This is a genomic window from uncultured Roseovarius sp., from assembly GCF_913057115.1.
Classification (GTDB): Bacteria; Pseudomonadota; Alphaproteobacteria; order Rhodobacterales; family Rhodobacteraceae; genus Roseovarius.
In genome coordinates this window covers 1-24905 of record NZ_CAJXNN010000039.1, presented here as the reverse complement: position 1 = coordinate 24905, position 24905 = coordinate 1, and the positions used below count along the sequence as shown (strand labels likewise).

19 protein-coding genes are annotated in these 24905 nt (G+C 59.6%); 15 read left to right on the top strand and 4 right to left on the bottom strand.

Features of this window, described 5'->3' with window-relative positions; all coding sequences use genetic code 11:
• Window positions 1–319: 319 nt before the first annotated feature.
• Window positions 320–1219: a methylenetetrahydrofolate reductase gene (locus QZ498_RS14295; protein ID WP_294623404.1), complete on the bottom strand. Its 900-nt coding sequence runs from the start codon at window positions 1217–1219 to the stop codon at window positions 320–322.
• 248 nt (window positions 1220–1467) lie between these two features.
• Here QZ498_RS14295 and QZ498_RS14290 point away from each other — a divergent pair, with 248 nt between their 5' ends.
• Together QZ498_RS14290 and QZ498_RS17080 are read left to right on the top strand one after the other, a co-directional pair.
• Complete coding sequence (locus QZ498_RS14290) at window positions 1468–3075, top strand: Na/Pi symporter (RefSeq protein WP_294623402.1); 1608 nt, start codon at window positions 1468–1470, stop codon at window positions 3073–3075.
• Between the two features lie 426 nt (window positions 3076–3501).
• Entirely contained in the window at window positions 3502–3741 is a 240-nt protein-coding gene (locus QZ498_RS17080) for an NnrU family protein (protein ID WP_367117650.1), read from the top strand.
• Between the two features lie 3 nt (window positions 3742–3744).
• Here the strand turns inward: QZ498_RS17080 and QZ498_RS14285 are convergent, their stop codons facing one another.
• Complete coding sequence (locus QZ498_RS14285; RefSeq protein ID WP_294623400.1) at window positions 3745–4056, bottom strand: carboxymuconolactone decarboxylase family protein; 312 nt, start codon at window positions 4054–4056, stop codon at window positions 3745–3747.
• 11 nt (window positions 4057–4067) lie between these two features.
• Window positions 4068–4766 carry a helix-turn-helix domain-containing protein gene (locus tag QZ498_RS14280; protein WP_294623398.1) on the bottom strand — a complete coding sequence of 233 codons (699 nt, stop codon included), beginning with the start codon at window positions 4764–4766 and terminating at the stop codon, window positions 4068–4070.
• Window positions 4767–5026: 260 nt separating this feature from the next.
• Here QZ498_RS14280 and QZ498_RS14275 point away from each other — a divergent pair, with 260 nt between their 5' ends.
• From QZ498_RS14275 to QZ498_RS14220, 12 genes are all read left to right on the top strand, one after another.
• Window positions 5027–6394, top strand: coding sequence for a nitrate/nitrite transporter (locus QZ498_RS14275; protein ID WP_294623397.1), 1368 nt, complete (start codon window positions 5027–5029; stop codon window positions 6392–6394).
• A 53-nt stretch (window positions 6395–6447) separates the two neighbouring features.
• Window positions 6448–8064, top strand: coding sequence for an antiporter (locus tag QZ498_RS14270; protein WP_294623395.1), 1617 nt, complete (start codon window positions 6448–6450; stop codon window positions 8062–8064).
• A 69-nt stretch (window positions 8065–8133) separates the two neighbouring features.
• A complete protein-coding gene (locus QZ498_RS14265; RefSeq protein WP_294623393.1) occupies window positions 8134–11874 on the top strand; it encodes a nitrate reductase subunit alpha in 3741 nt (1246 codons plus the stop codon).
• Window positions 11871–13394: a nitrate reductase subunit beta gene (gene narH / locus QZ498_RS14260; protein WP_294623391.1), complete on the top strand. Its 1524-nt coding sequence runs from the start codon at window positions 11871–11873 to the stop codon at window positions 13392–13394. Before QZ498_RS14265 ends, narH begins: the two co-directional genes overlap by 4 nt.
• A 1-nt stretch (window position 13395) precedes the next feature.
• Window positions 13396–14133 (top strand): nitrate reductase molybdenum cofactor assembly chaperone, encoded by a 738-nt coding sequence (gene narJ, locus QZ498_RS14255; protein ID WP_294623389.1) that lies wholly within the window; start codon window positions 13396–13398, stop codon window positions 14131–14133.
• 3 nt (window positions 14134–14136) lie between these two features.
• Window positions 14137–14901: a respiratory nitrate reductase subunit gamma gene (narI, locus tag QZ498_RS14250; RefSeq protein WP_294623387.1), complete on the top strand. Its 765-nt coding sequence runs from the start codon at window positions 14137–14139 to the stop codon at window positions 14899–14901.
• Window positions 14902–14906: 5 nt separating this feature from the next.
• Window positions 14907–15704: a peptidylprolyl isomerase gene (locus QZ498_RS14245; RefSeq protein WP_294623385.1), complete on the top strand. Its 798-nt coding sequence runs from the start codon at window positions 14907–14909 to the stop codon at window positions 15702–15704.
• A gap of 18 nt (window positions 15705–15722) precedes the next feature.
• Entirely contained in the window at window positions 15723–16292 is a 570-nt protein-coding gene (locus QZ498_RS14240; protein WP_294623383.1) for a hemerythrin domain-containing protein, read from the top strand.
• Entirely contained in the window at window positions 16282–16899 is a 618-nt protein-coding gene (locus tag QZ498_RS14235; RefSeq protein ID WP_294623381.1) for a carbonic anhydrase, read from the top strand. Before QZ498_RS14240 ends, QZ498_RS14235 begins: the two co-directional genes overlap by 11 nt.
• A complete protein-coding gene (glp, locus tag QZ498_RS14230; RefSeq protein ID WP_294623379.1) occupies window positions 16896–18176 on the top strand; it encodes a gephyrin-like molybdotransferase Glp in 1281 nt (426 codons plus the stop codon). The genes QZ498_RS14235 and glp overlap by 4 nt, the downstream gene beginning before the upstream one ends.
• 10 nt (window positions 18177–18186) lie before the next feature.
• Window positions 18187–18708 carry a DUF2478 domain-containing protein gene (locus QZ498_RS14225; protein ID WP_294623377.1) on the top strand — a complete coding sequence of 174 codons (522 nt, stop codon included), beginning with the start codon at window positions 18187–18189 and terminating at the stop codon, window positions 18706–18708.
• A gap of 229 nt (window positions 18709–18937) precedes the next feature.
• Window positions 18938–19912: a LysR family transcriptional regulator gene (locus QZ498_RS14220; RefSeq protein ID WP_294623375.1), complete on the top strand. Its 975-nt coding sequence runs from the start codon at window positions 18938–18940 to the stop codon at window positions 19910–19912.
• A gap of 125 nt (window positions 19913–20037) precedes the next feature.
• Here QZ498_RS14220 and QZ498_RS14215 read toward each other — a convergent pair whose 3' ends face one another.
• Window positions 20038–21558, bottom strand: coding sequence for a trimethylamine methyltransferase family protein (locus tag QZ498_RS14215; RefSeq protein WP_294623373.1), 1521 nt, complete (start codon window positions 21556–21558; stop codon window positions 20038–20040).
• Between the two features lie 187 nt (window positions 21559–21745).
• Between QZ498_RS14215 and QZ498_RS14210 the strand changes: the two genes are divergently transcribed.
• A complete protein-coding gene (locus QZ498_RS14210) occupies window positions 21746–24181 on the top strand; it encodes an FAD-dependent oxidoreductase (RefSeq protein ID WP_294623371.1) in 2436 nt (811 codons plus the stop codon).
• The last annotated feature ends 724 nt before the right edge of the window (window positions 24182–24905 follow it).

Below are 24905 nucleotides of genomic sequence, written 5' to 3'. Positions count from 1 at the left end.
GACATTGTACCGGATGCATCGGTTATTGGCGCCAGGCAATTGAGGTCGGGTGGCGCGGTGCGATTGGGACGACCGGCCCGCAGGAATTCTCTGCATAAAGCGTTTCGCGAAAAACCTGACACACAGATTTTTGCGAAACGCAGTGCTTCGCTTAATCGTTGCACGCGTTCCGCCTTTAGCCGTTTCTCAGGTTAAAGGCGGAACGCTTTAGCTTAATTCCCGCCTTTGCAAGCCCGAAACGTGGCGATGGCAATGGAGGGTCACAGGCTGCGCAAGGCTTTTGGGCCGAATATCCGCTCAAACCCACTTTCACGGCGCATCACCCGTGGCCAATGACCATGGCCAATGTCAGTGAGAGCGACCAGTTGTTCATCGTGTAAACGTGCATCTCGGGTGCGCCATAGGCGATCAAGCGTCGGGCGTGTTCAATCGTGATGGCGGCGGCAAGACAGGGCTCAAGTTCGGGTGTTGTCTCGGTTTGGGCCAAGAGCTTGTTCAGCCAATCCGGCACAGAGGCCGCGTTCATCCGCGCAAAGCGCTTCACCCGTGGCCATTTCTCAAGCGGCATCAGGCCCGGGATGATCGGTGCGTTGATACCGCGTTTGCCGCAGGCCTCAAGAAACCGCCCATAGGCCGCCGGATCCAGAACGAATTGACAATATGCCGACCCTGCACCGGCCTCCAGCTTTCGCTTGAGATGGTCTATGTCCTCCTCCAGCGTTTTGGCCTCAGGGTGCTTCTCGGGATGGGCCGCGACCGCGATTTCGAAGTCATGCCGCTTGCGCAGCGCCGTCACCAAGTCTGATGCATGTTCAAACCCCGGAGGCAGGACGCTTGCGTCTGTCTTGGGATAGTCACCGCGAAGCGCCAGAATGTGCCGGATACCGCGTTCCCACAACTCGTCAGCCGTATTCAGCGCCTCCTCGCGCGTGAGGCCCTTCGATACCAGATGGGCCATGACCGGGTGGCCCGTGCGCTGCGCGATTTCGGCCGCAGTTTCGACCGTGCGGCGTCTTGTGGCCCCTCCGGCGCTCATTGTGACCGAGAAGCCTCGGCCCGCCACCGGCGCGAGGCGATCGGCTGTTTCGAGTAACTTCTGCCGCCCCTCCGCATCCTTTGGTGGAAAGACTTCGAAACTCAGCGGGATTCGCCCCTGCAATTCATACAAATCCCGCAGCAAGGCGTCTTTCGGCTGATCCCCGCAAATGCCCTTGATCATAAAGCGTTTCCTTTCGGACGATGCCCCGCCCCAACTGAATGGTGGGACGTGGTTTAAATCGGTGCGGACGCTCAACCCGCCATCCCAGAGTTAACGCAGAGTAGTTTGCCGACCAACCCAAAGGGCTGCCATGTCTGAAGTGAAGACTTACACACATTCGTCTGGCAATTCTGAGCCTTGCAAGGCGTGAATGCCTGCGCTTGTATTGGTGCGAGAGCAGCATTCTCGATGGCGAGGCATAACCAATAATGTCGGAAACACTCAGCGCATTGGGCGGGATCGGATTGTTCTTGCTGGGCATGAAGATCATGACGGAGGCGCTGCGAGAGGCGGCAGGCGCGAATCTTCGGCATCTGCTGGCCCGGTTCACCACCACCCCGTTGCGGGGCGTGGCGAGCGGTGCGATCACCACGGCATTGATACAGTCCTCCTCGGCGACGACGGTGATGACCGTGGGGTTCGTGGGGGCGGGTCTGCTGAGTTTTCCACATGCGCTTGGAGTGATCTACGGCGCGAATATCGGCACCACGATCACAGGCTGGATCGTATCGCTGGTGGGGTTCAAGCTGAAATTGGGCGCGGTTGCGATGGGGCTCTTGTTCTTGGCGAGTCTCACGATGCTTTTGTCGCAGGGACGCGCCGCGCGGCTCGGCCGGATCGCGGCGGGGTTCTGCCTGCTCTTTATCGGGCTGGATTTGATGCAAGAGGGCATGTCTGGCGCGGCTGACTGGATCACGCCCGAGCGGATGCCCGGAACAGGCATTACAGGCATGTTGGCGATGGCGGCGCTTGGGCTGGCGATTACTGTCGTCATGCAATCCTCGTCGGCGGCCATCGCTGTCGTGCTGGTTCTATTGGGCAGCGGAGCTTTGCCGCTGATTCAAGCGGCGGCTGCGGTGATCGGGATGAACCTGGGCACCACCTTTACCGCGCTCATCGCCGCGATTGGGGGGTCGCGTTCAATGCAGCAGACTTCGATTGCGAACCTGCTGTTCAATCTTGGAACCATGGTGATCGCCTTTCCCATGCTGCTGGTGATCGCAAACCCGCTGGAGGCGTTGGCTGCGCGAACCGGGGTGGATACTGCGCTGGTGCTGTTTCATACGGGGTTCAACCTGATAGGGACTCTGGCCTTTCTGCCCGTCACCCACCGCTTCGCTGCGCTGGTCGCAAAGCTGCGGCCCGATTTGGGCGGGCACGCGGCCCCGGAACTGGATCGTCGCCTGCTCAGCGACGAGGGCGCGGCGATGCAGGTTGCGCATGGCACTGTGACCTGGGCGGCGCGCGAGATATTCGCCGCCTATGCTTTGGCCCTTGGACCCAAGGGGGATTTAAGGCGGCTATCGACGTTGGACCCTCGGGTGAAGATGGCACTGGTGGACTTGCGGGACTACATGGCACAGATCTCGGTCCCACGCGACAAGCCGGCCGAGGCGGCTGCATTTGCCGCTTTGATGCACCAGGCCGACCACCTTGTGCGCCTGATTGATCAGGCAAGGCATCACGCCTTCATCCCCGTGCTAAATCATGACGCGATCACGCGACGTCCGGCGAAATGGTTCGCTGCCTGTCTGTCACCCGACCGGGCAATGGAGCTTACAGAGATTGGTCAGCATATTGCGCGCATGAGCGACTTGGTAAAGCGTCGGTTCGCGCAGCATCGGCGCGGCCTACTGCTCGGGGAACACGCGGGGATTTATTCGGTTCAGGATACTTTTCAGGCAACTGATGCAATGCGGTGGCTCACGCGGATCATGCACAATGTCCAACGCATCGGCGAATACGACCAAGAGGTGCGTGACAGGTTGGGGCATGGGGATTTGGTCGACACGGGCGACAGATCAGCCCGGCTTTGATGGTTTGACGAGGCTGGCGAAAGCGAACATGTCGTAGCAATGCCGCTTGCCGCTCATCAATACCCGGAAGCCGGGCTGACGCAGCCGCTTCTGATGATCGTGCGCGCAGTATTGGCGCATTGGGTCAGTACGATGCACGCGGCTTTGGCAAGACAAGGGTCAGCTTTCTGCGGCAGAACCGACATCTCGTATCGGCATGAGCTTTTCGTGGTTGGGCACGGCGATCGAGGGTCACTTTCAGAAGTCTGTTCAAGCTGAGGAACGTTGATGACCTCCCATACAACAAGGTTTTGCGCCAGCTTTGTCGTCCCGGAGCGGGAGGCAATCCGTGTAGAGGCGTGCCGTCACCAAAGTACCGCGTGACGGTTTGCCAGTGCCTTACGCGTCTTTTGGGCGGCAGGCACAGTCGGCCAACGTGTTGCGCATGTGCCTATGCTTGGCACCTTTGCCGTTTTCGCAAGCAGCGGAGGGCGGCTTATCGACAGACGCAAGCAGCGTGCGATGGGCGACGATTGGCAAAGGATGCGCAGCACAACGATACCTGCAAGGGTATCCGCATACACGCCCGGCATGGAGTTTGGACTACGACTTGCCGCAGGCCTTGTCCTTCATGCGGGGCTGATTTGGTTTCATCCTCATCTTTTCGGGGTCAGCACACTCAGGTGAATGTCAATCCTCGATGTCCTCGATCCAGGTCTTCGCGGCCACGGCACGAGGCAGACCAAGCGGGCCGATCGCGAGCATGGCCACCTGCATGATCGCCCCTGCCTCGATACCGTCCGTCTTTGCCCGGCGAGTGTGCGAATGGACCGCCCCTTCGGAGCCTGCACCGATGGCCAGTGCGAGTTTGACCAGCCGCTTTTCCCGGTCTGTCAGGGGTCCGCAATCGGCCGTCGCCTTGCCGAGGGCGGAATAGGCTTTCCAGATATCAGGATGCTGCTCGGCAAGATCTCCGGCAGCACCGGGCATGGACTTAATCATGGGAACGGTCCTCAAGTTGTGTGATCGTCAATAAGTGGGTTCGGTTTCGCGAAACGCTCTAGATCGTCCTGGTCCTCAATCGTAACATGGGTGCCGGTGACCATGACGCCATAGGGTTGAAGCCCTTTGATGGCACGGCTGAGGTTCTCGGGTGTCATGCCAAGCACCGACGCCAGCCTACGTTTCTCGAGCGCCAAATCGAAACTCGGCGCTCCTCCGGAACGCTTTTGTTGCCTGAGCAGGTAATTGGCGAGCCTTTCGAGCGAGGAGCGGAGCTTGAGGTCCTTCTGTGCCTTGATGACCGAGCGATAACACTGCGCCAGTTCCGTTACGATCGCGCGTGCAAAATCATTGTCGGCATCGAAAACAGCGCGAACATCCTGACTGGGGATCAAGGCGATCCGGCTTTTTTCAAGCGTGCGCGCAGACATCAGATAGGGTGCATCCTTGATCGTTGCAGCAAGGATGAAGGTAGAGATGGGCCGAACCGTTGCCATACTGGTTTCACGGTTGTTCCATGTTGAAAAAAGATCGACAGTTCCGGACAGCACGATGTGCAGGAAGTCACTTGGCTCGCCCTCGGTGATCAATTCGATCTGGGCCGGAAAATTCTGAACATAGGCGCCACGCATGAGCGACTGGAAATGCTCATTTTGCATATCCTTGAATATATCGAGCTCCCGAATGTCCGGGTAGTCCGAATCGGGCATACCTAAGCGCACCTATTTGATCCTCTTGATAATCGCGGCCCCCTCACTTGATAAAGATCAAGCGTTTGCTTGGCCTTTGTTTCCATGGCTCTTGATGGCCCAAGAGCCATCTCATGACAAACTTTTGCAAGCCATTTATTTGACTACACATTCCCCGGATTCTTGATCTGGATCAAGCAAGAAACCGGTGTCCCTCCACAGTTTCGAGCCCAAGCCTGTCATTGGCGAAGAGCCGATGCAGCGTTCTGGAGGGACAGCACATGCATACACTCGATGATGTCTCACGCTCGGACCAGTACCGAGCCTTGGGGCTAAGCACTTTCGCTTTCACGGTCTGCTTTGCCGTGTGGACGATCTTTTCAATTATCGGTGTTCAGATCAAACAGGAACTCGGATTGAGCGACACCCAATTCGGCCTGCTGGTGGCCACACCGGTACTGACCGGCTCTGTCAGTCGGATCTTTCTTGGCGTCTGGACCGAGCAATTCGGTGGCCGGGTCATGTTTCCGCTGCAAATGCTGATCACCGCCGTCGCGGTCTGGCTTCTGACCAGCGTGGAGACCTATTGGGTCTTTCTTGTCGCAGCACTCGGTCTCGGCCTTGCTGGCGGATCGTTCATCGTCGGTGTCGCCTACACATCGCGCTGGTTCGAAAAAGAGCGCCAAGGCACCGCTTTGGGCATTTTCGGGGCCGGCAATGTCGGCGCTGCCGTGACCAACTTTGCGGCACCGTTCCTTGTTGTCGCGCTGGGATGGGAAGGCACTGCGCGGGTTTATGCCATCGTTCTCACGATCACGGCCGTATTGTTCTACATGCTGGCCAAGACCGACCCGGTACACGAGGCGCGCAAGATCAGCGGCGAGGGCCCGGTCTCGACCGGTCAACAGCTCGAACCGCTCAAGAATATTCAGGTCTGGCGCTTTGCCACCTATTATTTCTTCGTCTTCGGGGCCTTTGTTGCGCTGGCCAGCTTTCTGCCGCGCTACTACGTTGGCGCCTACGGGCTGGAACTGACCACCGCGGGTGTCTTTGCCGGCCTCTATTCCTTGCCGGGCTCGGTATTTCGCGCTCTTGGCGGCTGGATGTCCGACAAGTGGGGCGCGCGTGCTGTCATGTACGCGACCTTCATCGTATCGCTCATCGTGCTCTTCATAATGAGCTATCCCGAGACCAGCTACACCGTGGCCGGAATTAACGGCGCGATCGAATTCAATTTCGGGCTGAGCGTCGGCTTCTTCGTCGCCCTGACTGTCCTGTTGGGCTTCATGATGAGCCTCGGCAAGGCCGCTGTCTACAAGCACATCCCGGTCTATTACCCGCATCACGTCGGTTCTGTTGGCGGGCTCGTCGGCATGATCGGCGGGCTTGGCGGGTTCTTTCTGCCCATCGCCTTCGGCATGCTGCTGGATTTCACCGGTGTCTGGACCGCGCCGTTCATGCTGCTCTTCGCGCTGGTCGCCGTCATGACCATCTGGATGCATGTCGCGATCCGTCGAATGGAGCGGGCCCGTCACCCCGGCCTGGCCGGAGAGCGCTATCTTTCGGATGTGCCTGACCAGCCGCTTGAGAAGCCGCAGCCCGGCAAAGCACGCGCACCCGCACATGCCGAACCACAAACTTCCAGCTGACCTCGGTCGGGCGGGGCCCACCCGCCCGTCAACCTCACTTCAAAGGACCTGACATGGGACAAGATTTAAGAAACTGGACACCGGAGGACGAGAGCTTCTGGGCCTCTAAGGGCAAGTCCATTGCAACCCGCAACCTGTGGATTTCCATTCCCAGCCTGCTGTGCGGATTTGCCGTCTGGCTCTACTGGGGCATCATCACGGTGCAGATGGTGAACCTGGATTTCGGCTTTGCCAAGTCCGATCTTTTCACCCTTGGTGCCATCGCGGGGCTGACCGGCGCGACGCTACGTATCCCGTCGACCTTTTTCATCCGCATCGCGGGTGGGCGAAATACCATCGTCTTTACCACTGCGCTTTTGATGATCCCGGCGGCGGGCACGGGGTTGGCTCTGCAAGACCCGAACACACCGCTTTGGTATTTCCAGATCCTTGCCTTCCTGAGCGGAATCGGCGGCGGCAATTTCAGTTCGTCCATGTCGAATATCAGCTTTTTCTACCCGAAAAAGATCCAAGGCTATGCCCTGGGGATGAACGCTGGTCTGGGCAATTTCGGCGTGACCACCATGCAGATCCTCGTACCGCTGGCCATGACCATGGGCATCTTTGGCGGCGAGAGCCGGACTCTTGTCAACACCTCGGGCACGCTGATCGGAAAAATTCCGGCTGGCACCGAAACCTACATCCAGAATGCCGGGTTCATCTGGCTGGTGTTCCTTGTACCGCTGGCCATCATCGGCTGGATGGGCATGAACAACATCCGTGACGAACATGTGTCGCCGGATATCCCTAACCCGCTGGGCGCCTTCGCAACGATCTCGGGCATGCTGGCGATCGGCTTTGTCACGGCCGCTTTTGGCGCGTGGTTGATGCTGCCGGGGGTCGAAGGCGGGCTGCCCACTTCGGGGCTGGGTGTTTCGAAATGGATCGTGCTGCCCATCGTCATCGCGCTGACCGTGCTGGGGCTCAAGATGATCCCGGGCGCGGTGGGGCAGAACCTGTCGCGCCAGTACAAGATATTCGGCAACAAGCACACATGGGCGATGACCATCATCTACACCATGACCTTCGGCAGCTTCATCGGCTACTCCGCCGCGCTGGCGCTGACCATCAAGGTGGTGTTCGGCTTCAGCCATATCGAGGTTGATGGGCTGATGACCCATGACACGGTGAACCCCAATGGCCCCTCGGCCCTGATGTTCGCCTGGATGGGCCCGTTCATCGGCGCGCTGATCCGCCCGATCGGCGGCATGTGGGCTGACCGCGCAGGTGGCGCAAAGGTGACGCAGATCATCTCGATCATCATGGTCGCCAGCGCGCTTGGTGTCGCCTACTTCATCCAGCAGGCCTATGCCTCGGCCACACCGGAACAGTATTTCTACCCGTTCCTTGGCCTCTTCCTGATCCTGTTTGCCGCCACTGGCATCGGCAATGGCTCGACCTTCCGCACAATCGCCTTTGCCTTCGACAAGGAGCAGGCCGGACCGGTGCTTGGATGGACGGCCGCCGTTGCCGCCTATGGTGCCTTCATCATCCCGAAAGTGTTCGGTGAACAGTTGAAGGCCGGGCATCCGGAATATGCGCTTTACGGCTTCGCGATCTTCTACGCGGTCTGCATCGCCATCAACTGGTGGTTCTACCTGCGCCCGGGCGCCTACATCCAGAACCCCTGATCCGACAATCCAGCTATGCCCCGGCCACTTGTCCGCCGGGGCTGCGAGACAAAACCTAGGAGATATCAGATGAGCCACCTGCTCGACAGATTGAACTTCCTCCAGTCCAAAGAGCTGGAACAGTTCGCGGACGGCCACGGCCAGGTCACGCGCGAAAGCCGCGACTGGGAGGACACATACAGAAACCGCTGGCGGCACGATAAGGTCGTACGCTCGACCCACGGGGTCAACTGCACCGGGTCGTGTTCCTGGAAGATTTACGTGAAATCCGGGATCGTCACCTGGGAAACGCAGCAGACTGACTATCCGCGTACGCGGCCAGACCTGCCGAACCATGAGCCGCGGGGATGTGCGCGGGGCGCGTCTTACAGCTGGTATCTCTACTCTGCCAACCGGGTAAAGAACCCGTTGGTTCGGGGGCGCCTGATGAAGGTCTGGCGCAAGATGCGCGAGACGATGGACCCGATCGAGGCCTGGACCAAGTTGCAGAACGATCCGATCCTGCGCGCCTCATATGTCGAGACCCGCGGCAAGGGCGGTTTCGTGCGCGCAACATGGGACGAGGCGACCGAGATCACCGCCGCCGCCAACGCCTACACGGCCAAGACCTATGGCCCTGACCGGGTCTTCGGGTTCTCGCCCATTCCGGCGATGTCGATGGTCAGCTATGCCGCCGGCTCGCGTTACCTGTCGCTACTTGGCGGGGTCTGCATGTCTTTCTACGATTGGTACTGCGACCTGCCGCCAGCCAGCCCGATGACATGGGGCGAACAAACCGACGTGCCGGAAAGTGCGGATTGGTATAACGCTGGCTACCTGCTGCTCTGGGGCTCGAACGTGCCGCAGACCCGGACGCCGGATGCGCATTTCTATACCGAGGCGCGCTACAAAGGCACCAAGTCCGCCGTGATCTGCCCCGATTACTCCGAAGCGGCAAAGTTCGGCGATGTCTGGCTGAACGCGCGTCAAGGCACGGACGCGGCTCTGGGCATGGCCTTCGGCCACGTCATCCTGCGCGAATTCCACCTTGACCGGCAGGCCGAGTATTTCGAGGAGTACTGCCGCAAGTATTCCGATTTCCCCATGCTGGTGAAACTTGAGAACAAAGGCGACCGTCTGGTCGCCGGCCGTTTCCTGCGCGCCGACGATCTGGATGGCAAGCTGGGCGAAGAGAACAATCCCGAGTGGAAGACCGTTGCCCTTGACGCGGCCTCCGGCGGGCTTGTGGCCCCGAATGGCTCCATCGGCTATCGCTGGGGCGAAGATGGCGAATGGAATCTCGAAGAAAAGGCTAACGGTGCCGATACCGAGCTGAAGATGAGCCTCGTCCTGGAAGAAGACCATGACGATGTCGTTGGTGTCGACTTCCCCTATTTTGGTGGAGAGAGCTTTGGCCAGTTCGACACCGGCGCCGATCACCCTGACGTGCTGACACGCAACATTCCGGTGCGCACGGTCGAAACGGCGGATGGCCCGGTCAAGGTTGCGACGGTGTTTGACCTCTTTTGCGCCAACTATGGGCTGGACCGCGGCCTTGGCGGCGAATGGGTCACCGACAGCTACGATGACGAGATGCCGGGCACCCCGGCATGGGCCGAGAAGATCACCGGTGTCCCGCGGGACAAGATCATCCACGTCGCGCGCGAATTCGCAGGCAATGCCGAAAAGACCCAAGGCAAGTCCATGGTCATCATCGGGGCGGCCATGAACCACTGGTACCACATGGACATGAATTATCGCGGTGTCATCAACATGCTGGTGATGTGTGGTTGCGTGGGGCAGTCCGGCGGTGGCTGGGCGCATTACGTGGGCCAAGAAAAGCTGCGCCCGCAGACCGGCTGGCAACCCCTGGCCTTCGCACTCGATTGGATGCGCCCGCCGCGGCACATGAACTCGACCAGTGCTTGGTATGCCCACTCGGATCAATGGCGTTACGAGACCTTGGAGGCCTCGGAAATCCTATCGCCCACCGCACCCGAGGGCGACTGGAATGCCAGCATGATTGACTACAACATCCGGGCTGAGCGCATGGGTTGGCTGCCGTCGGCGCCACAACTCAGGCAGAACCCGCTGGAGGTGGCGAAAGCCGCGCAAGAGGCCGGCAAGGACGTGAAGGAGCACGTGGCCGAGGGTCTCAAATCCGGCGATCTGCAAATGGCCTGCGAAGACCCGGACGCACCCGAGAACTGGCCTCGCAACCTGTTTGTCTGGCGCTCGAACCTGCTGGGGTCATCCGGCAAAGGACACGAGTATTTCCTCAAGCACCTGCTGGGCACCGACAATGGCGTCATGGGCAAGGACCTGGGTGAGGAAGGCCGCCAATTGCCGAAAGAGGCCAAGTGGCACGACGAAGCGCCGCGCGGCAAGCTGGACCTTCTGGTGACCATCGACTTTCGGATGTCCACCACCTGTGTCTATTCCGACATCGTTCTGCCAACAGCCAGTTGGTACGAAAAGGACGACATGAACACCTCGGACATGCACCCGTTCATTCACCCGCTGCAAGCGGCGGTGGACCCGGCCTACGAGTCCAAGTCGGACTGGGAAATCTTCAAGTCGATTGCGCACAAGCTGTCGGAAATCACGCCGGGCTATCTGGGCAAAGAGACGGACATCGTGGCGCTGCCCATCCTGCATGATACGCCTGCCGAGATCGCGCAGGATCAGGTCAAGGACTGGAAGAAGGGCGAATGCGACCTGATCCCCGGCAAGACCGCGCCGAACTACATCGCGGTGGAGCGCGACTACCCGGCGCTTTATGAACGTTTCACCTCGCTGGGGCCGAAACTGGATGAGCTCGGTAATGGTGGCAAAGGCATCACCTGGAACACACAAGTGGAGGTGGACGACCTGGCCGCACTCAACGGTGTCAAGGCGGAGGGCCCGGCCGAGGGCCGCCCATTGATCGAAAGCGCTATCGACGCCTGTGAGGTGATCCTGATGCTGGCCCCCGAGACCAACGGCAATGTCGCCGTCAAGGCATGGGAGCAACTGGGCAAAGCGACGGGCCGTGACCATGTTCATCTGGCCGAGGGCGAGCACCACAACAAGATCCGCTTCCGCGATATCGCGGCGCAGCCACGCAAGATCATCTCGTCGCCCACATGGTCGGGCATCGAGAGCGAGAAGGTCAGCTACAACGCGGGCTATACCAACGTGCATGAGTTGATCCCGTGGCGCACCCTGACAGGTCGTCAGCAACTCTATCAGGATCACCTGTGGATGCGGGCCTTTGGTGAGGGGCTTATGTCGTATCGGCCACCGATCGACCTCAAGACGGTCGGGGCCGAGACCAACCATGAGGCGCGCGATGGCCTGCCGCATGTCGTGCTCAACTTCATCACCCCGCACCAGAAATGGGGCATCCATTCGACCTATACCGACAACCTGCTGATGCTGACGCTCAATCGTGGTGGCCCGGTGATCTGGATCTCCGAGAATGACGCAAAGACCTGCGGCATCGAGGACAATGACTGGGTCGAGCTTTACAACACCAACGGAGCGCTGACCGCGCGGGCGGTGGTATCCCAGCGGATCAAGGATGGCACGACCTTCATGTATCACGCGCAGGAAAAGATCGTGAACACGCCCGGGTCGGAAAAGACCGGCCATCGTGGGGGTATCCACAACTCCGTGACCCGCACTGTCCTTAAGCCCACGCACATGATCGGCGGTTACGCGCAGCAATCCTACGGCTTCAACTATTACGGCACCGTGGGCGCAAACCGCGATGAATTCGTCATCGTGCGGAAAATGCAAAAGGTCGACTGGCTCGACCAACCCGCAACCCAGAAGGAGGCAGCGGAATGAGAGTACGTGCGCAAATCGGCATGGTGCTGAACCTCGATAAATGCATCGGGTGCCACACCTGCTCCGTCACCTGCAAGAACGTCTGGACCAGTCGCGACGGCGTTGAATACGCATGGTTCAACAATGTCGAAACCAAGCCGGGCACCGGATATCCCACCGATTGGGAAAACCAGGCCCGTTGGAACGGTGGTTGGGAACGGACCAAGGCGGGTAAGCTACAGCCCAAGCAAGGCTCCAAATGGCGGATATTGGCGAATATATTCGCCAATCCGGATCTGCCCGAGATCGACGACTATTACGAGCCGTTCGATTTCGATCATGACCACCTGAAGTCAGCCCCCGAGATGGATCATTTTCCCACCGCGCGCCCCTATTCCAAGATCACCGGCGAGCGGATCGAGAAGATCGAGAAAGGCCCCAACTGGGAGGAAATTCTGGGTGGGGAGTTCTCGAAACGGTCCGAGGATTACAACTTCGAAGGCATTCAGAAGGAGATTTACGGCGAGTACGAAAACACCTTCATGATGTATCTGCCGCGGCTTTGTGAACACTGCCTGAATCCCACCTGCGTATCATCCTGCCCCTCGGGCGCGATCTACAAACGCGAAGAGGACGGCATCGTTCTGATTGACCAAGAGAAATGCCGCGGCTGGCGGATGTGTGTCTCGGGCTGCCCGTACAAGAAGATCTATTACAACTGGTCGACAGGTAAATCCGAGAAATGCACCCTGTGCTATCCGCGCATTGAGTCCGGCCAGCCGACCGTCTGCTCGGAAACCTGCGTCGGGCGTATCCGGTACCTGGGCGTGATGCTTTATGATGCCGACAAGATCGAGGAGGCGGCGAACGCGGCCGAGGAGATGGATCTTTATGATGCGCAGCTTGGCGTTTTCCTCGACCCAAATGATCCGGACGTGATCGAGGCCGCCAAGGCCGCCGAGATCCCACAGGATTGGATCAAGGCCGCACAGGAAAGCCCGATCTGGAAGATGGCCATGGAATGGAAGGTCGCCTTCCCGCTGCACCCGGAATACCGGACGCTGCCCATGGTTTGGTACATTCCTCCGCTATCGCCCATCCAGAACGCGGCGGAAGCAGGCGCTATCGGCATGGATGGCGATATGCCCGACGTCAAGAACCTGCGCATTCCGCTGCGTTACCTGGCCAACATGCTGACCGCTGGGGATGAGACCCCGGTGGCGCAAGCGTTGGAACGGATGTTGGCCATGCGCTCCTATATGCGGGCCAAATCCATTGACGGGGTGCGCGACGAAGGGCTGGCCGCGCGTGTGGGCCTGTCGGGACGCATGATCGAGGATATGTACAGGATCATGGCTCTTGCCGACTACGAGGATCGTTTCGTGATCCCCACCACCCACCGCGAACAGGTGGAAGAGGCCTATGACCTCAAGGGTGGATGCGGTTTTACCGACGGCAACGGCTGTTCCACCGGTATTTCAAAGGGGTCGCTGTTCGGCGGGTCCAAGAAACCCCTCAAAATGCCCGAGGAGGTGCGTTGATATGGCCCCCCAACTGCAAGACAGACCCCTAAAGGCGCTGTCACTGATCCTGAGTTACCCGACGCTTGAATTGCAGGCGGCGATACCCGAAATCGGGGGCATACTGGCCTCTGACTCGCGATTGACTGCCGCAACGCGCCGGGCGTTGCGCCCGCTGGTGGAGGAGCTTGGCGGGCGCGACATCTATGACCTGCAAGAGCAATACGTGATGCTCTTTGATCGCTCGCGCGCCTTGTCTCTCAACCTCTTTGAGCACGTCCACGGCGAAAGCCGTGACCGGGGCGGGGCGATGGTGTCGTTGATGGAGACCTACCGTGACGGCGGTTTCGAGCCCGCCACGACGGAACTGCCCGACCACCTGCCGGTACTTTTGGAATTCCTGGCAACGCGTCCCTTTACTGAAGTCCAGGAAACCTTGGCGGACGCGGCGCATATATTCGAGGCTTTGAACACCAGGCTCGCCCGGCGGGAAAGCCCATATGCCTCCGCGTTCGCCGCTCTTTTAATGCTGTCGGGCACCACAGCAGATAGCGAGGCCGTGGCCGAGCTTCTGGAGCAGCCCGAGCTTGACCCCAACGATCTGGAGGCGCTCGACGAGGTCTGGGAGGAAAGCGAGGTGCGTTTTGGCCCTGACCCCAACGCCGGCTGCCCGCAAGTGCGCGACATGCTTTCGCGCATGGATACGCCCTTGGCCACCCAACCGCGCGCTTCGCGGCATGCGGTCGAACAGGAGACTTGAGCAATGTTTGCCAATTTCGACATTAATTTCATCATCTTCGGCGTCTTCCCCTATGTCGCGCTGACGGTGTTCCTCGTGGGGTCCATCGCCCGATACGAACGCGACCCTTTCACATGGAAAAGCTCGTCCAGTCAGCTTTTGCGACGCAAGCAACTGATCTGGGGGTCGATCCTGTTTCACGTCGGTATCATCACGGTGTTCTTTGGTCACTTGATCGGTCTATTCACTCCGATCTGGGTGCTGGATGCCTTGGGTGTGCCCTATTGGTTGAAGCAATGGATGGCCGTGTTGATCGGTGGACCTGCGGGGATCGCGGCGCTGATCGGCAGTACAATGCTGCTGCACCGTCGCTTGACAGATCCGCGTATCCGCGTGACCTCAAGCTACCCTGATATCATCATCATGGGACTTATCTGGTTGCAATTGGCCATCGGCCTGCTGACGATCACGCAAACCCTTCAACACATGGATGGCGCGGAAATGGTCCGCTTTATGACATGGTCGCAGAGCGTGGTTACATGGAACGTCAATGCCTGGGTTACTGTGGTGAATGTGCACTGGCTTTACAAGCTGCATATCTTCCTTGGCCTGATCATTACCATGCTGTTCCCCTTCACGCGGCTCGTGCACATCTGGTCGGGCTTTGCGGCGCCGTTTCGCTATCTGTTGGGGCGCAAAGGCTATCAAATCGTGCGGACCCGTCGACAGACCGCGTTGCCTGCGCATCGGGCCACCGGTGCCGGACAATCCACCAAACCTGCGGAGTGACAGCTATGAATGCCCCACTGTTCCCTGATCTGGTCGTCAATGGCGAAACCGTGCCGCATGCGGTTGTCGCTGCCGAGGTCCAGAATCACGATGCGCCTGCCGGCAAGCCGGGTCTGGCGTGGCGCAAAGCCGCAAATGCGGTCGCCATGCGCACACTGCTGGTGCAAGAGGCGCGCCGTCGAGGGCTTGAGCCTGATCCCGCCGAAGTCGGCCCGGGCCGATATGAGACCGAGGAGGAGGCGCTGATACGGGGCCTTCTCGACGTGGCGCTGGAGGTGGCGCCGCCGAGCGAGGATGCGATCCGCGCCGAATGGCTGCGCAATCCGTCGCGGTTTCGCGCGCCTCCCCTGTGGGAGGTGTCGCACATCCTCATTGCTTGCGACCCTCGCGATAGTGACACGCGCGAGGCGGCTCATGCCAGGGCCAAGGACCTGATCGCAAAAGTGCGAAGTGATGCGCGCAGTTTCACCCGGCTGGCCACGGAACACAGTGATTGCGGCTCGCGCGCATCGGGCGGGGCCTTGGGCCAGCTTGGTCCGGGTGACACAGTGCCCGAGTTTGAAGCCACGCTTCGGCAGATGGCCGAAGGTGAGGTTACGGCAGCCCCCGTTCTGACGCGCCACGGCTATCATGTGATCCGCTTGGATGCCTTGGCTCTTGGGGCCGAACTACCTTTCGAAACCGTACGCGACAAGATTGCCCTAGCCATGGAAAAGGCCGCTTGGGCGCAGGCCGCGCGGGATTTCACCAACACCCTGCTGGCCAGTGCCGAAATATCAGGTGCCGAGCTGCAGGCGGGTTAATGCGGAAGGGCTGAGAGAATGAACGCGCAGGCGCACAACATCGGACGGGCGGGTTCGCAAAGTCCCACCGCTCACCGGTTGCTCGGCAACCCTCTGGATTTCATCCATGAGGACCATATGCGCGAACGAACCTTCTGTGCGGCACTTATTGATTTGGCTTGCACCGAGACCGCGATGGCCGACCTGGCCGGCAAGATTGCGGAATTTTTGGGTCAGGAACTTCCGCTGCATATCGCTGACGAGGAACAGGACCTGTTCCCGCTTCTACGTCGCCGTTGCATGAAAGAGGACGAGATCGGACGCGTGCTTGAACGCCTCCATACGGATCGCCGACATGCGGCAATCAATACGCCGACGGTGTTGACCATACTGAAGAAATTTGCTGCCGGTACGGAGCTTTCGGGCGAGGACAGCGCGGCGCTTTCCACCTTTGCGGACCATTCTCGGCGACACCTGATCCTGGAGAACGCCGTCATTCTGCCCCTCGCCCGGGTCCGGCTGACCAGCGAAGACCTCGATACGCTGCGCCTGCGCATGATGCAGCGCCGCGGGTTGGACCGCCTTATGGAGAGGCCCCATGCTGAATGATTTGATGAACCGCAACCGTGAATGGTCCGAAAAGCGCTACAACGCGGACCCGGGCTATTTCGCCCGGCTGGCCGCACAACAAGCGCCGGAGTTCTTCTGGATCGGCTGCTCCGACAGCCGCGTTCCGGCCAATGTGGTGGCAGGCCTCGACCCCGGTGAAGTCTTTGTGCACCGAAACGTGGCGAATGTTGTCCATTCTGCTGATTTGAATCTTCTTTCAGCCCTCGAATTCGCTGTTGAGGCGCTGTGTGTCCGCGAGATCATCTTGTGCGGGCATTATGGGTGTGGCGGTGTCAAGGCGGCAACCGAGGCCCTTCCGCACGGGTTGGCCGATCACTGGCTAGAACCTATCCGGAGGCTCGCCCGTGCCTATGCTGTCGATCTTTCGCAAGAAACCGATGGCGAGGCACGGCGTGATCGGCTGGCCGAGTTCAACGTGATTGAGGGTGTGCGCCGGGTGGCGGAAACCCCGATCCTGCAAAAGGCTTGGGCCAACGGCGCAGATATCCGTGTGCATGGCCTGATATACGGGTTGAAAGATGGCCGATTGCGCGATCTTGACTGCTCGATCGGGCCTGGACATTTTGAAGGGAAGGCCGCGCAATGACAATCATTTCCAAGATCACGACGCGGGGCTGCGGGTGCGACGCGCCTGAGGAAACCACGAAACTGATCAGTATTGATGCCGCGCTTGCTCGGATTGACGATCATGCCACGCCGCTCGTGGACACAGAGGTTATTCCATTGTCACAAGCGCTTGGGCGTGTACTGGCCGCGCCCGTGCGCGCCGCTGACAAGGCTCCGGCGTTCAACTCAGCGGCGATGGATGGCTATGCGGTCAATACAACAGGGCTTCGAGGCGACGGCCCCTGGATCATGCCTGTGATTGACCATATTGCCGCCGGAGCGATGGCCAAAGCGCCCCTCGCCCCTGTCGGCGCAGCCCGTATCCTGACCGGTGCACCATTGCCCGAGGGGGCTGACGCGGTGATCCGTCAAGAAGACGTCATCCGGCAAGGTGCCACTGTCCGCCTGGATATGCGACCAAAGCCAGGTGAAAACATTCGGCAAGCTGGCGAAGAGATGCAGCAAGGCCAGACCATCCTCAGCGCAGGGTGCCGTCTTGGGCCGCGGCAGATAGCGGCCAGTGCCGCCTGCGGTGCAGCATCGCTGCGGGTTCGTCGCACTTTGCGCATCGCCCTTGTCGTGACGGGAAGCGAAGTACGCGCGCCGGGCCGAGAGCGTACAGAGGGGCAGATTTGGGATGTGAACACCCCCATGTTGCAAGCCGCGCTGGCAGGGCCTGAGCTTGACTTGATCTTGGTCGAACACCTGAAGGATGATCCTGATCTTATGACCGCGCGCTTGGCTGAACTGGCCAAGGGGGTTGACCTGATCGTAACCACCGGAGGCGTGTCGGTGGGTGATGCGGATCATGTGAAGCCTGCCTTGATCGGATTGGGCGCCGAGGTTCATTTCAGTGGTGTCGCCATCAAACCGGGCAAACCTGTCTCCTACGGAAGTCTGGCCGGGTGTCATTGGCTGGGCCTGCCCGGCAACCCGGCTGCGGCCTTCGTGACATGGCAGGTCTTCGGCACCAGGCTGATCCACGCATTGACTGGGCAGGAAAGTCCCCGCGTGGCCCGACGTCACGTCGTGACTGCTGATGCAATCAACCGAAAGCCTGGCCGCTGTGAACTGAGGCCCGCCAAACTCGTGGGCTTCGATGACCGGGGACGCGAAGTATCGTCCTGCGCCTCAGCCTCGCATTCGGCGCGCGCCAGCGAGTTGGCTTCTGCGGACGGGTTGATCTTTCTGCCTGCCGAGAGTGATCATCTTCCCGCGGGGGCGTTGGTCGAATTTTCTGCCTTTTGTGACAGCTGAGGACCAAGACATGAAACTTGCCTACACCATGGCGCCCGGACGCGGTGACACTGACCTCATACTTGCCGATCTGGCATCTGACCTCATTGCACAAGGTTTACGGCTATGCGGCACCGTTCAAATCAACACCGAGCGCCCTGATGCAGGCCCCTGTGACATGGATGTGCGCATCTTGCCCGACGGCCCGATACTGCGTATCAGTCAGAACCTTGGCCCGAATGCACGCGGTTGCCGCCTTGATCCCGAGGCGCTGGAAACGGCGGTCGCCCGAGTGGCCGCCCAACTTGATGAGCGCATTGACCTGCTGATTATCAACAAGTTTGGCAAACACGAGGCCGAAGGTCGCGGATTCCGCGATGTTCTCGCTCAGGCTGTCGAACTTGATATCCCGGTGCTTGTCGGACTTAACAGTTTGAACCAAACCGCCTTTGAACGGTTTGCCGGCAGTCTTGCCACCCAATTACCGCCCGATCAGGAAGCGCTTGCGCAGTGGACCAGGAATGCGGTCAGCATGGCGGCAGATCCAGCCTAGGGTCACTTCGCACTCGTCGCGGCCCAATCCGTACCGAGGCAATCCATGTACGAAGGTCCCCTTGCCGGTCAGGCGTGGAAAACCGGTCCACCAAAGCTGTGCAGCACCCAAGAATTTGGTCTTGGACCTCCGCCTCAGTTTGGCTTGCCTGACGATATGCACTATGACGATTTGAAGGGCGTTGGGCCGCAGAATGGCGGCATGATGACGCTGCAGGATAGATATCGTGATGCCCAAACCAAGTGCACGCAAGGGACTCAACCTGAAATGGCTGGAAATATTCCAGCTTTGTGCCCGCAACGGATCGCTTCGCGAGACGGCGCAGGAGGCCGGGCTGTCGGTCAGTACGGTGTCGCACCATCTGCGGAGGCTCGAAGATCATCTTGGTGTCGAGCTTTTCAACCATGCGCGCAGGCCGATGGTCCTGACGCCGAAGGGCCACATGTTCCTGCGTGATATCGACATCGCGCTACAGGCGATCCGCAAGGCCAAGGCAGAGGCCTCCGCGGGCAACCTGACCGAGGCCAGCTATCTTAGGCTGGGCACGATCGAAGACCTTGAAAGCGACGTCATCCCTGACCTCGCCGTCCACCTGTCACAACGAATGCCCGATTGCGATTTTCTCTATCACACGGCGACCAGTCACGAGATCATCGAGATGCTGCAAGACAGGGAGTTGGACCTCGGGGTCGCGACGGCGCCCCCTGACCGCCTTCGCGATCTCCAGGACAGGCCGCTTTTGCGCGATCCCTTTATCATCGTGTTGCCAGCCGGTGTGGAACCTTCGGTGTCGGACGTCCTCAGGGACGGCTACGGCCTGCCTTTCTTGCAGTTTTCCAGCAACCTGATCATCGCGGGACAGATCGAGGCGCAGCTTCGCCGGGTGGGTCTGAGCCTGCCCCACAAGTTTGAATGCGGCAGTAACCAAACACTGATGGCTATGGTCGCGGCGGGCGCAGGCTGGACCATCACGACGCCCTTGCTATTCTCGCGGGCAAAGCGGTTTCAGCCGAAGCTACGGATGCAGCCCTTTCCGGGAAAACGGTTTTCTAGGACATTGTCGCTGATCACGACGCCGGATTGCTCGCGGTCGGTGCTGGATATCGTGAATGGCAGAATTCGCAATGCTCTGGACGCGCAGGTGATACGACCCTTGCTGGAGACCGCTCCGTGGCTTGAGGATCAGTTCAAGCTGATTGATTAAAGCGTCCTGCCTTTAACCTGACACATCAGATAAAGGCAGGGCGCGTGCAACAGTCACATGTTGCGCGGCCTTCGCCCCAAGGCTGTAACTCATGTTTTGGGTCGAAGGCTTTAGGTCAACAACAATCAACCATAAAGAATGTTGAAGCGCTTCCTGATGGCGCGGTCCTGATCCAGTGTCAGGTACTCCGGATGATGGGTTCCGAGGATTTCGCGCGAACGGGCATTGGCCAGAGACCAAGCGTCTTTGGCGCCATTCTGTGCCCAGCTGCGCGGCTCTTCGCGGTTGGCCAGAGTGGGATAGAAATAATCCCGCTCCATTGCGGCAAGGGTATGTTGCCCGCCGAGGAAATGCCCATCACCGAGCACGGCCTCGACGATCGCGTCATAGCCCAGATTGCCGTCGCTGACCTCGATGCCGCGCAGGGTGCGGTAGGTGTGCGAGTGCATCTCGTCGTCGAGAACGAACGCCTCGAAGCTGACGCCCAGTAGCGAGGCGGTCATGCCGGAGCTTTCGTAGATCAGGTTGCCGCCCGCCAGCGCGGCGGCCATGGACGTCAACCCCTTTTCCATGCCGTACTGCGCGTCGATGGCCTTGGCGTCGGTCATCGAACAGGCGACCCCGGAGGGCAGGCCCAGCCAGTTGGAAAGCTGCGCCGAGGCCGCATTGAGCACGGCGGTTTCGCCACTGCCGCCTGCGAATGCACCAGTGCGCAGGTCAATGACCAGTGGCCAATTGGAAAACACCATGGGAAAGCCGGGCTGAATGGCGTGGACCATCACGAGGCTGGCCAATGTTTCGGCCAATGACTGCGCGAGAAAACCCGCAAGCGTCGCGGGTGCCGTGGCACCGGCCTGCGCGGCAGTGATGCATGATATGGGAATGTTGTGCCGAACGCATTCGTAGACCACGTCGACGGCATCTTCACCGAAACGCAGGGGTGAGATGATCGGGCTGACATGCGCCTTCATGAAAGGACGTTCCGAGAATGCGCCGGGGCCGCCGGCGGCGATATCGAGCATCTCGATGATCGGTGCCACGTGATCCGCGAGGGTAAACGAGGTGGCGGCAGGTTTTGTCGTGTTGCGCAAAAGCGCGTAAACGGTGTTCACGTCCAAGTCATAATTGTCCGGCACGTCCGTGGCCACGCAACAGCGGGTGTACCAGCTGATATTGGAGAGCGTGTCCTGCAGTCGGGTAAAATCGTGCAGGTCATTCAGGGTTGAGGGGCGATAGAGGTGCGTGTCGAGGTCCAATGTCTGCACGGCCGCCCCACCAGTGCCGAAATATACGCGGTTGCCACCGACCTCTATGGACCGGGCCGGGTCACGCCCGTGCAAAGTGAAGGTCTTTGCGGCATGGTCCACAGCGTCCTGCACGAGCCTGGGCGGGAAGAGTATCCGCCCCTTGCCACTGTCATGGGCGCCAATGCGCAACAGGTCGCCGTGCAGGCGCGCCGGGACATCGCCTAGGCCGAGGTTTGCCAGCAAGGTCAGCGCGGTATCGTAGATCGCGTTGAGTTCAGCCTCGGTGAGAGGCTTGTAGGAACCGCCCGCCTGACCGGGTGGACAGGGATCAAGCATTGGTTTGGCACGGCGTTTCGCCATGCGCTCCGTGCGTCCGGCACGTCTGGATCTTTCCGCCACGAGGGTCCGCTTTCATCATTGAATGCTGCATTGATCTGGACAGGACATGGTGGGACGGGCAAGACCCGGTGGCCAAATTTCGAAAATATAGGAATGCATTTTCGAAATTTTCGTAACAACGGGATTTCGATTGCCAAGACCGCAAAACCACGCCCCAGTCTCGGTCACGTACGAACGGAGACGGATCATGAAATCGCGGACCAAGGTTGCCGTCATTGGCGGCGGAATTGCCGGTTGCTCGACGCTTTATCACCTCACGCAAGAAGGCTGGAGCGATGTCGTCTTGATCGAGCGAGACGAGTTGACATCGGGCACGACCTGGCACTCGGCGGCGCAGGTGACGAATTTCGGCATGAACCAGACAATGGTCGGGCTGAAATCGCATTCGATCTCACTCTATAAAAAGCTGCGGGACGACCCCGACTACCCTGTCGGGTATCACCATGGTGATGGCGGAATTCGGCTGGCCAATACAGAAGCGCAAATGCAGGGCTACCGTCATTTCGCCTCGATGGCGCGCGGCATGGGCGTCACCTACGAGGTGATCGACGCCGTCGAATGCGCGCGCCGCCACCCGCTGATCTCGACCGACAATCTGCTGGGCGGGCTCTGGGATGGCGAAGACGGTGACATTGATCCGGCGCAGCTCTGTCAGGCTCTGGCCTTTCACGCCCGCAGAGCGGGCGCCGAAGTTTATCGCCAGACAACCGTCACCGGGCTGACCCAGAAGAGCGACGACACCTGGACGGTCGAGACAGACAAGGGCACCATCGATGCCGATATCGTCGTGAATGCCTGCGGTTACCGCGTGAACGAGGTCGGCGCGATGATGGGGGTGCACCATCCTGTTGCGTCGATGGAGCATCAATATTTCGTAACCGAGGATATCCCGGCAATCGCCGAGGCGGGACACCGAATGCCGCTGCTGCGCTGCCCGATCTCCGACTATTACTCCCGCCAGGAAAAGGGCGGCCTCCTCGTTGGATTCTACGAACAGGATTGCCGGACTTGGGGTATGGACGGGATCAGCCCGAGTTTTTCGAATGATCTTTGCCCCGATGACCTGGACCGGGTGATGGATGTACTTGAAGGTGCCTTCGCGAGGATGCCGGTTCTGGCGGAAGTCGGAATCAAAAGGGTGGTCAATGGCCCGATCACCTATACCATCGACGGCGCCCCACTGGTCGGCCCGATCCCGGGCAAGCGCAATGCGTTTTGCATCATCGGGCTGCGCGCCGGTCTTGGCGAAGGGGGTGGGCATGGTTGGCTTCTGGCGCAGCAAATCGTGCATGGCGAGGCATGTTACGACACCTGGTGTCTCGACCCGCGCCGGTTCACAGGCCACGCCAATGTGGAGCTGACGTCGCTCAAGGCCATCGAGGACTATCAAAACGAATTCCGTTTCCATTTCCCGCATGAGCATCGCGCCGCGGGCCGTCCGGCCAAGACGACGCCCCTCACACCGGTGCTGGCCGCCGAGGGGGCCGAGTTTACCGTGGTAAACGGATGGGAGCGGGTCGACTACATAAAGCCCAGCCCTGAATTTCATCCCACGCTGACATTTGACTTCGACGAGACTTTCGACATCATCGGCACAGAGGTCCGGAACGTGCAAAAGAACGTCGGGCTGTGTGAAGTCAACGGGTTCAACCGGTTCGAGATCACCGGCGCGGACCGGCACAGTTTTCTTGACCGGATGTTCTGCGGCACTGTGACGAAACGCACAGGTCGCATTGGGCTGGGCTACCTGCTGAACCATCACGGCATGATGAAGGCAGAGGCGACGGTGGCGAACCTTCCGGCCAGCGACCGGGGGCCGGAGCGGGTCTGGTACGGCTCGGGAGCCGCGAGCGAATACCACGACATGGACTGGTTGCAGATGCATCTGCGTGAAGGTGAGGACGTGCAGATCCGAAGCCTGACCAATGATCAGACGATCCTCGTACTGGCCGGGCCGAGATCGCGTGAAGTGATGCAAGCGGTCAGCCGCGCTGACTGGTCGGCGAAGGCGTTTCCGTGGCTGTCAGTGCGCGAATGCTTCATCGGCTTTGCACCGGCCACCGTGATGTCTCTCAGCTTTTCCGGCGAACTGGCCTATGAAATCCACGTGCCCAACGCGTCGCTATACGCAGCCTATCTCGCGCTGCGCGAGGCAGGTAAGGCGCATGGGCTGTCCCTGTTCGGTGCGCGCGCCGTGGAATCGATGCGACTTGAGAAAGGTTTCCTGCACTGGAAGGCGGACCTGCTAACCGAATTCGACCCTCACGAGACGGCGCTGGACCGTTTTGTCAAATTGGAAAAAGGGGATTTCGTCGGGAAAGAGGCCCTGATCAAGCGAAAATCTCATGGTTTGCGCAAGAAGCTGGTAACGCTGAACGTTGATGCGACCCATGCCCCCGCCCATCCCGGCGCCTCGGTCATGAAAAATGGCGACGTCGTTGGAACCGTCACCTCCGGCGCATGGGGGCACCGCGTCGGCATGAACCTCGCATATGCCTTCGTAGAGCCCAATGTCATGCAAGCAGGTACGTTACTCGAGCTGGACCTATGTGGCGAACTGACCAAGGCACAGGTTATTGACCCATCTCCATATGATCCGGACCACATTCTGATGCAACTATAGTCCGGCAACTCGAAGACCCTGAAGATCATCGACTTGGATTATCTGCGGTCAAGCTCAATGTCATGAATAATCAAGACCTGATCTCAGTGTCCTCCTCCAGAATGTAAAGCAATTCCGCACGTGTTTGCAATGCATGAAGGCTTCCTACCCTCTAAGCGAGTGCACTCCAAACGCACCACCTGCCTGAGCGCGGGTACAGAGGATGGACAGCAATGTGAACATAATCACTGAATACGCTACCTGACTTGATTTTATTGACTTTAATGGTGCCCGGGGGCTGCAGTTCCATTCCCGTTACAGGCATCGCATCAGCCATTAGCCTCAGCAAAACAAGGAGTATCAGCAAGGCTGAATCCCAGTCAACAGGCACCGCGCGTACTACGGCTTGTTCTACGGTGCTGTAGAGGCGCTGGGAGGGGTCACAGGCTTCGGTAGGCTGCCTGCAGGGCCTCTTTTCCCTCCAAGCCTTTAGCAAGCGTCATGCGTCAGCTGAGAGCCTCGGTGAGAAACCTCATGCTTCGTGGTAGTGGTCAGGGGGTATGGGGGGAAAGCCGAAGCCTCCCCACTATTGATAGCCCGCTCAGACATGTGACCCCTAAAGGTCTCGGGGTCATAGCTTGAGCCACAAGCTGCAGCTCAAGCTCAGGGTTTGCTTATGAAGCCCTCTATAGGGATTTCCTGTTGGGTAGGTCTGTTGCTATGCTTATAGCTATCACCTCCCCCT

Bases quoted from the DNA above. Each gene is read 5' to 3' on its own strand.
- narI (WP_294623387.1), top strand. From the start codon at position 14,137: ATGTTTGCCAATTTCGACATTAATTTCATCATCTTCGGCGTCTTCCCC.
- QZ498_RS14290 (WP_294623402.1), top strand. From the start codon at position 1,468: ATGTCGGAAACACTCAGCGCATTGGGCGGGATCGGATTGTTCTTGCTG.
- QZ498_RS14220 (WP_294623375.1), top strand. From the start codon at position 18,938: ATGCCCAAACCAAGTGCACGCAAGGGACTCAACCTGAAATGGCTGGAA.
- QZ498_RS14280 (WP_294623398.1), bottom strand. From the start codon at position 4,766: ATGCCCGATTCGGACTACCCGGACATTCGGGAGCTCGATATATTCAAG.
- QZ498_RS14245 (WP_294623385.1), top strand. From the start codon at position 14,907: ATGAATGCCCCACTGTTCCCTGATCTGGTCGTCAATGGCGAAACCGTG.
- QZ498_RS14285 (WP_294623400.1), bottom strand. From the start codon at position 4,056: ATGATTAAGTCCATGCCCGGTGCTGCCGGAGATCTTGCCGAGCAGCAT.
- QZ498_RS14275 (WP_294623397.1), top strand. From the start codon at position 5,027: ATGCATACACTCGATGATGTCTCACGCTCGGACCAGTACCGAGCCTTG.
- QZ498_RS14265 (WP_294623393.1), top strand. From the start codon at position 8,134: ATGAGCCACCTGCTCGACAGATTGAACTTCCTCCAGTCCAAAGAGCTG.
- QZ498_RS14270 (WP_294623395.1), top strand. From the start codon at position 6,448: ATGGGACAAGATTTAAGAAACTGGACACCGGAGGACGAGAGCTTCTGG.
- QZ498_RS14240 (WP_294623383.1), top strand. From the start codon at position 15,723: ATGAACGCGCAGGCGCACAACATCGGACGGGCGGGTTCGCAAAGTCCC.
- narJ (WP_294623389.1), top strand. From the start codon at position 13,396: ATGGCCCCCCAACTGCAAGACAGACCCCTAAAGGCGCTGTCACTGATC.
- QZ498_RS14225 (WP_294623377.1), top strand. From the start codon at position 18,187: ATGAAACTTGCCTACACCATGGCGCCCGGACGCGGTGACACTGACCTC.
- QZ498_RS14210 (WP_294623371.1), top strand. From the start codon at position 21,746: ATGAAATCGCGGACCAAGGTTGCCGTCATTGGCGGCGGAATTGCCGGT.
- QZ498_RS14235 (WP_294623381.1), top strand. From the start codon at position 16,282: ATGCTGAATGATTTGATGAACCGCAACCGTGAATGGTCCGAAAAGCGC.
- glp (WP_294623379.1), top strand. From the start codon at position 16,896: ATGACAATCATTTCCAAGATCACGACGCGGGGCTGCGGGTGCGACGCG.
- narH (WP_294623391.1), top strand. From the start codon at position 11,871: ATGAGAGTACGTGCGCAAATCGGCATGGTGCTGAACCTCGATAAATGC.
- QZ498_RS14295 (WP_294623404.1), bottom strand. From the start codon at position 1,219: ATGATCAAGGGCATTTGCGGGGATCAGCCGAAAGACGCCTTGCTGCGG.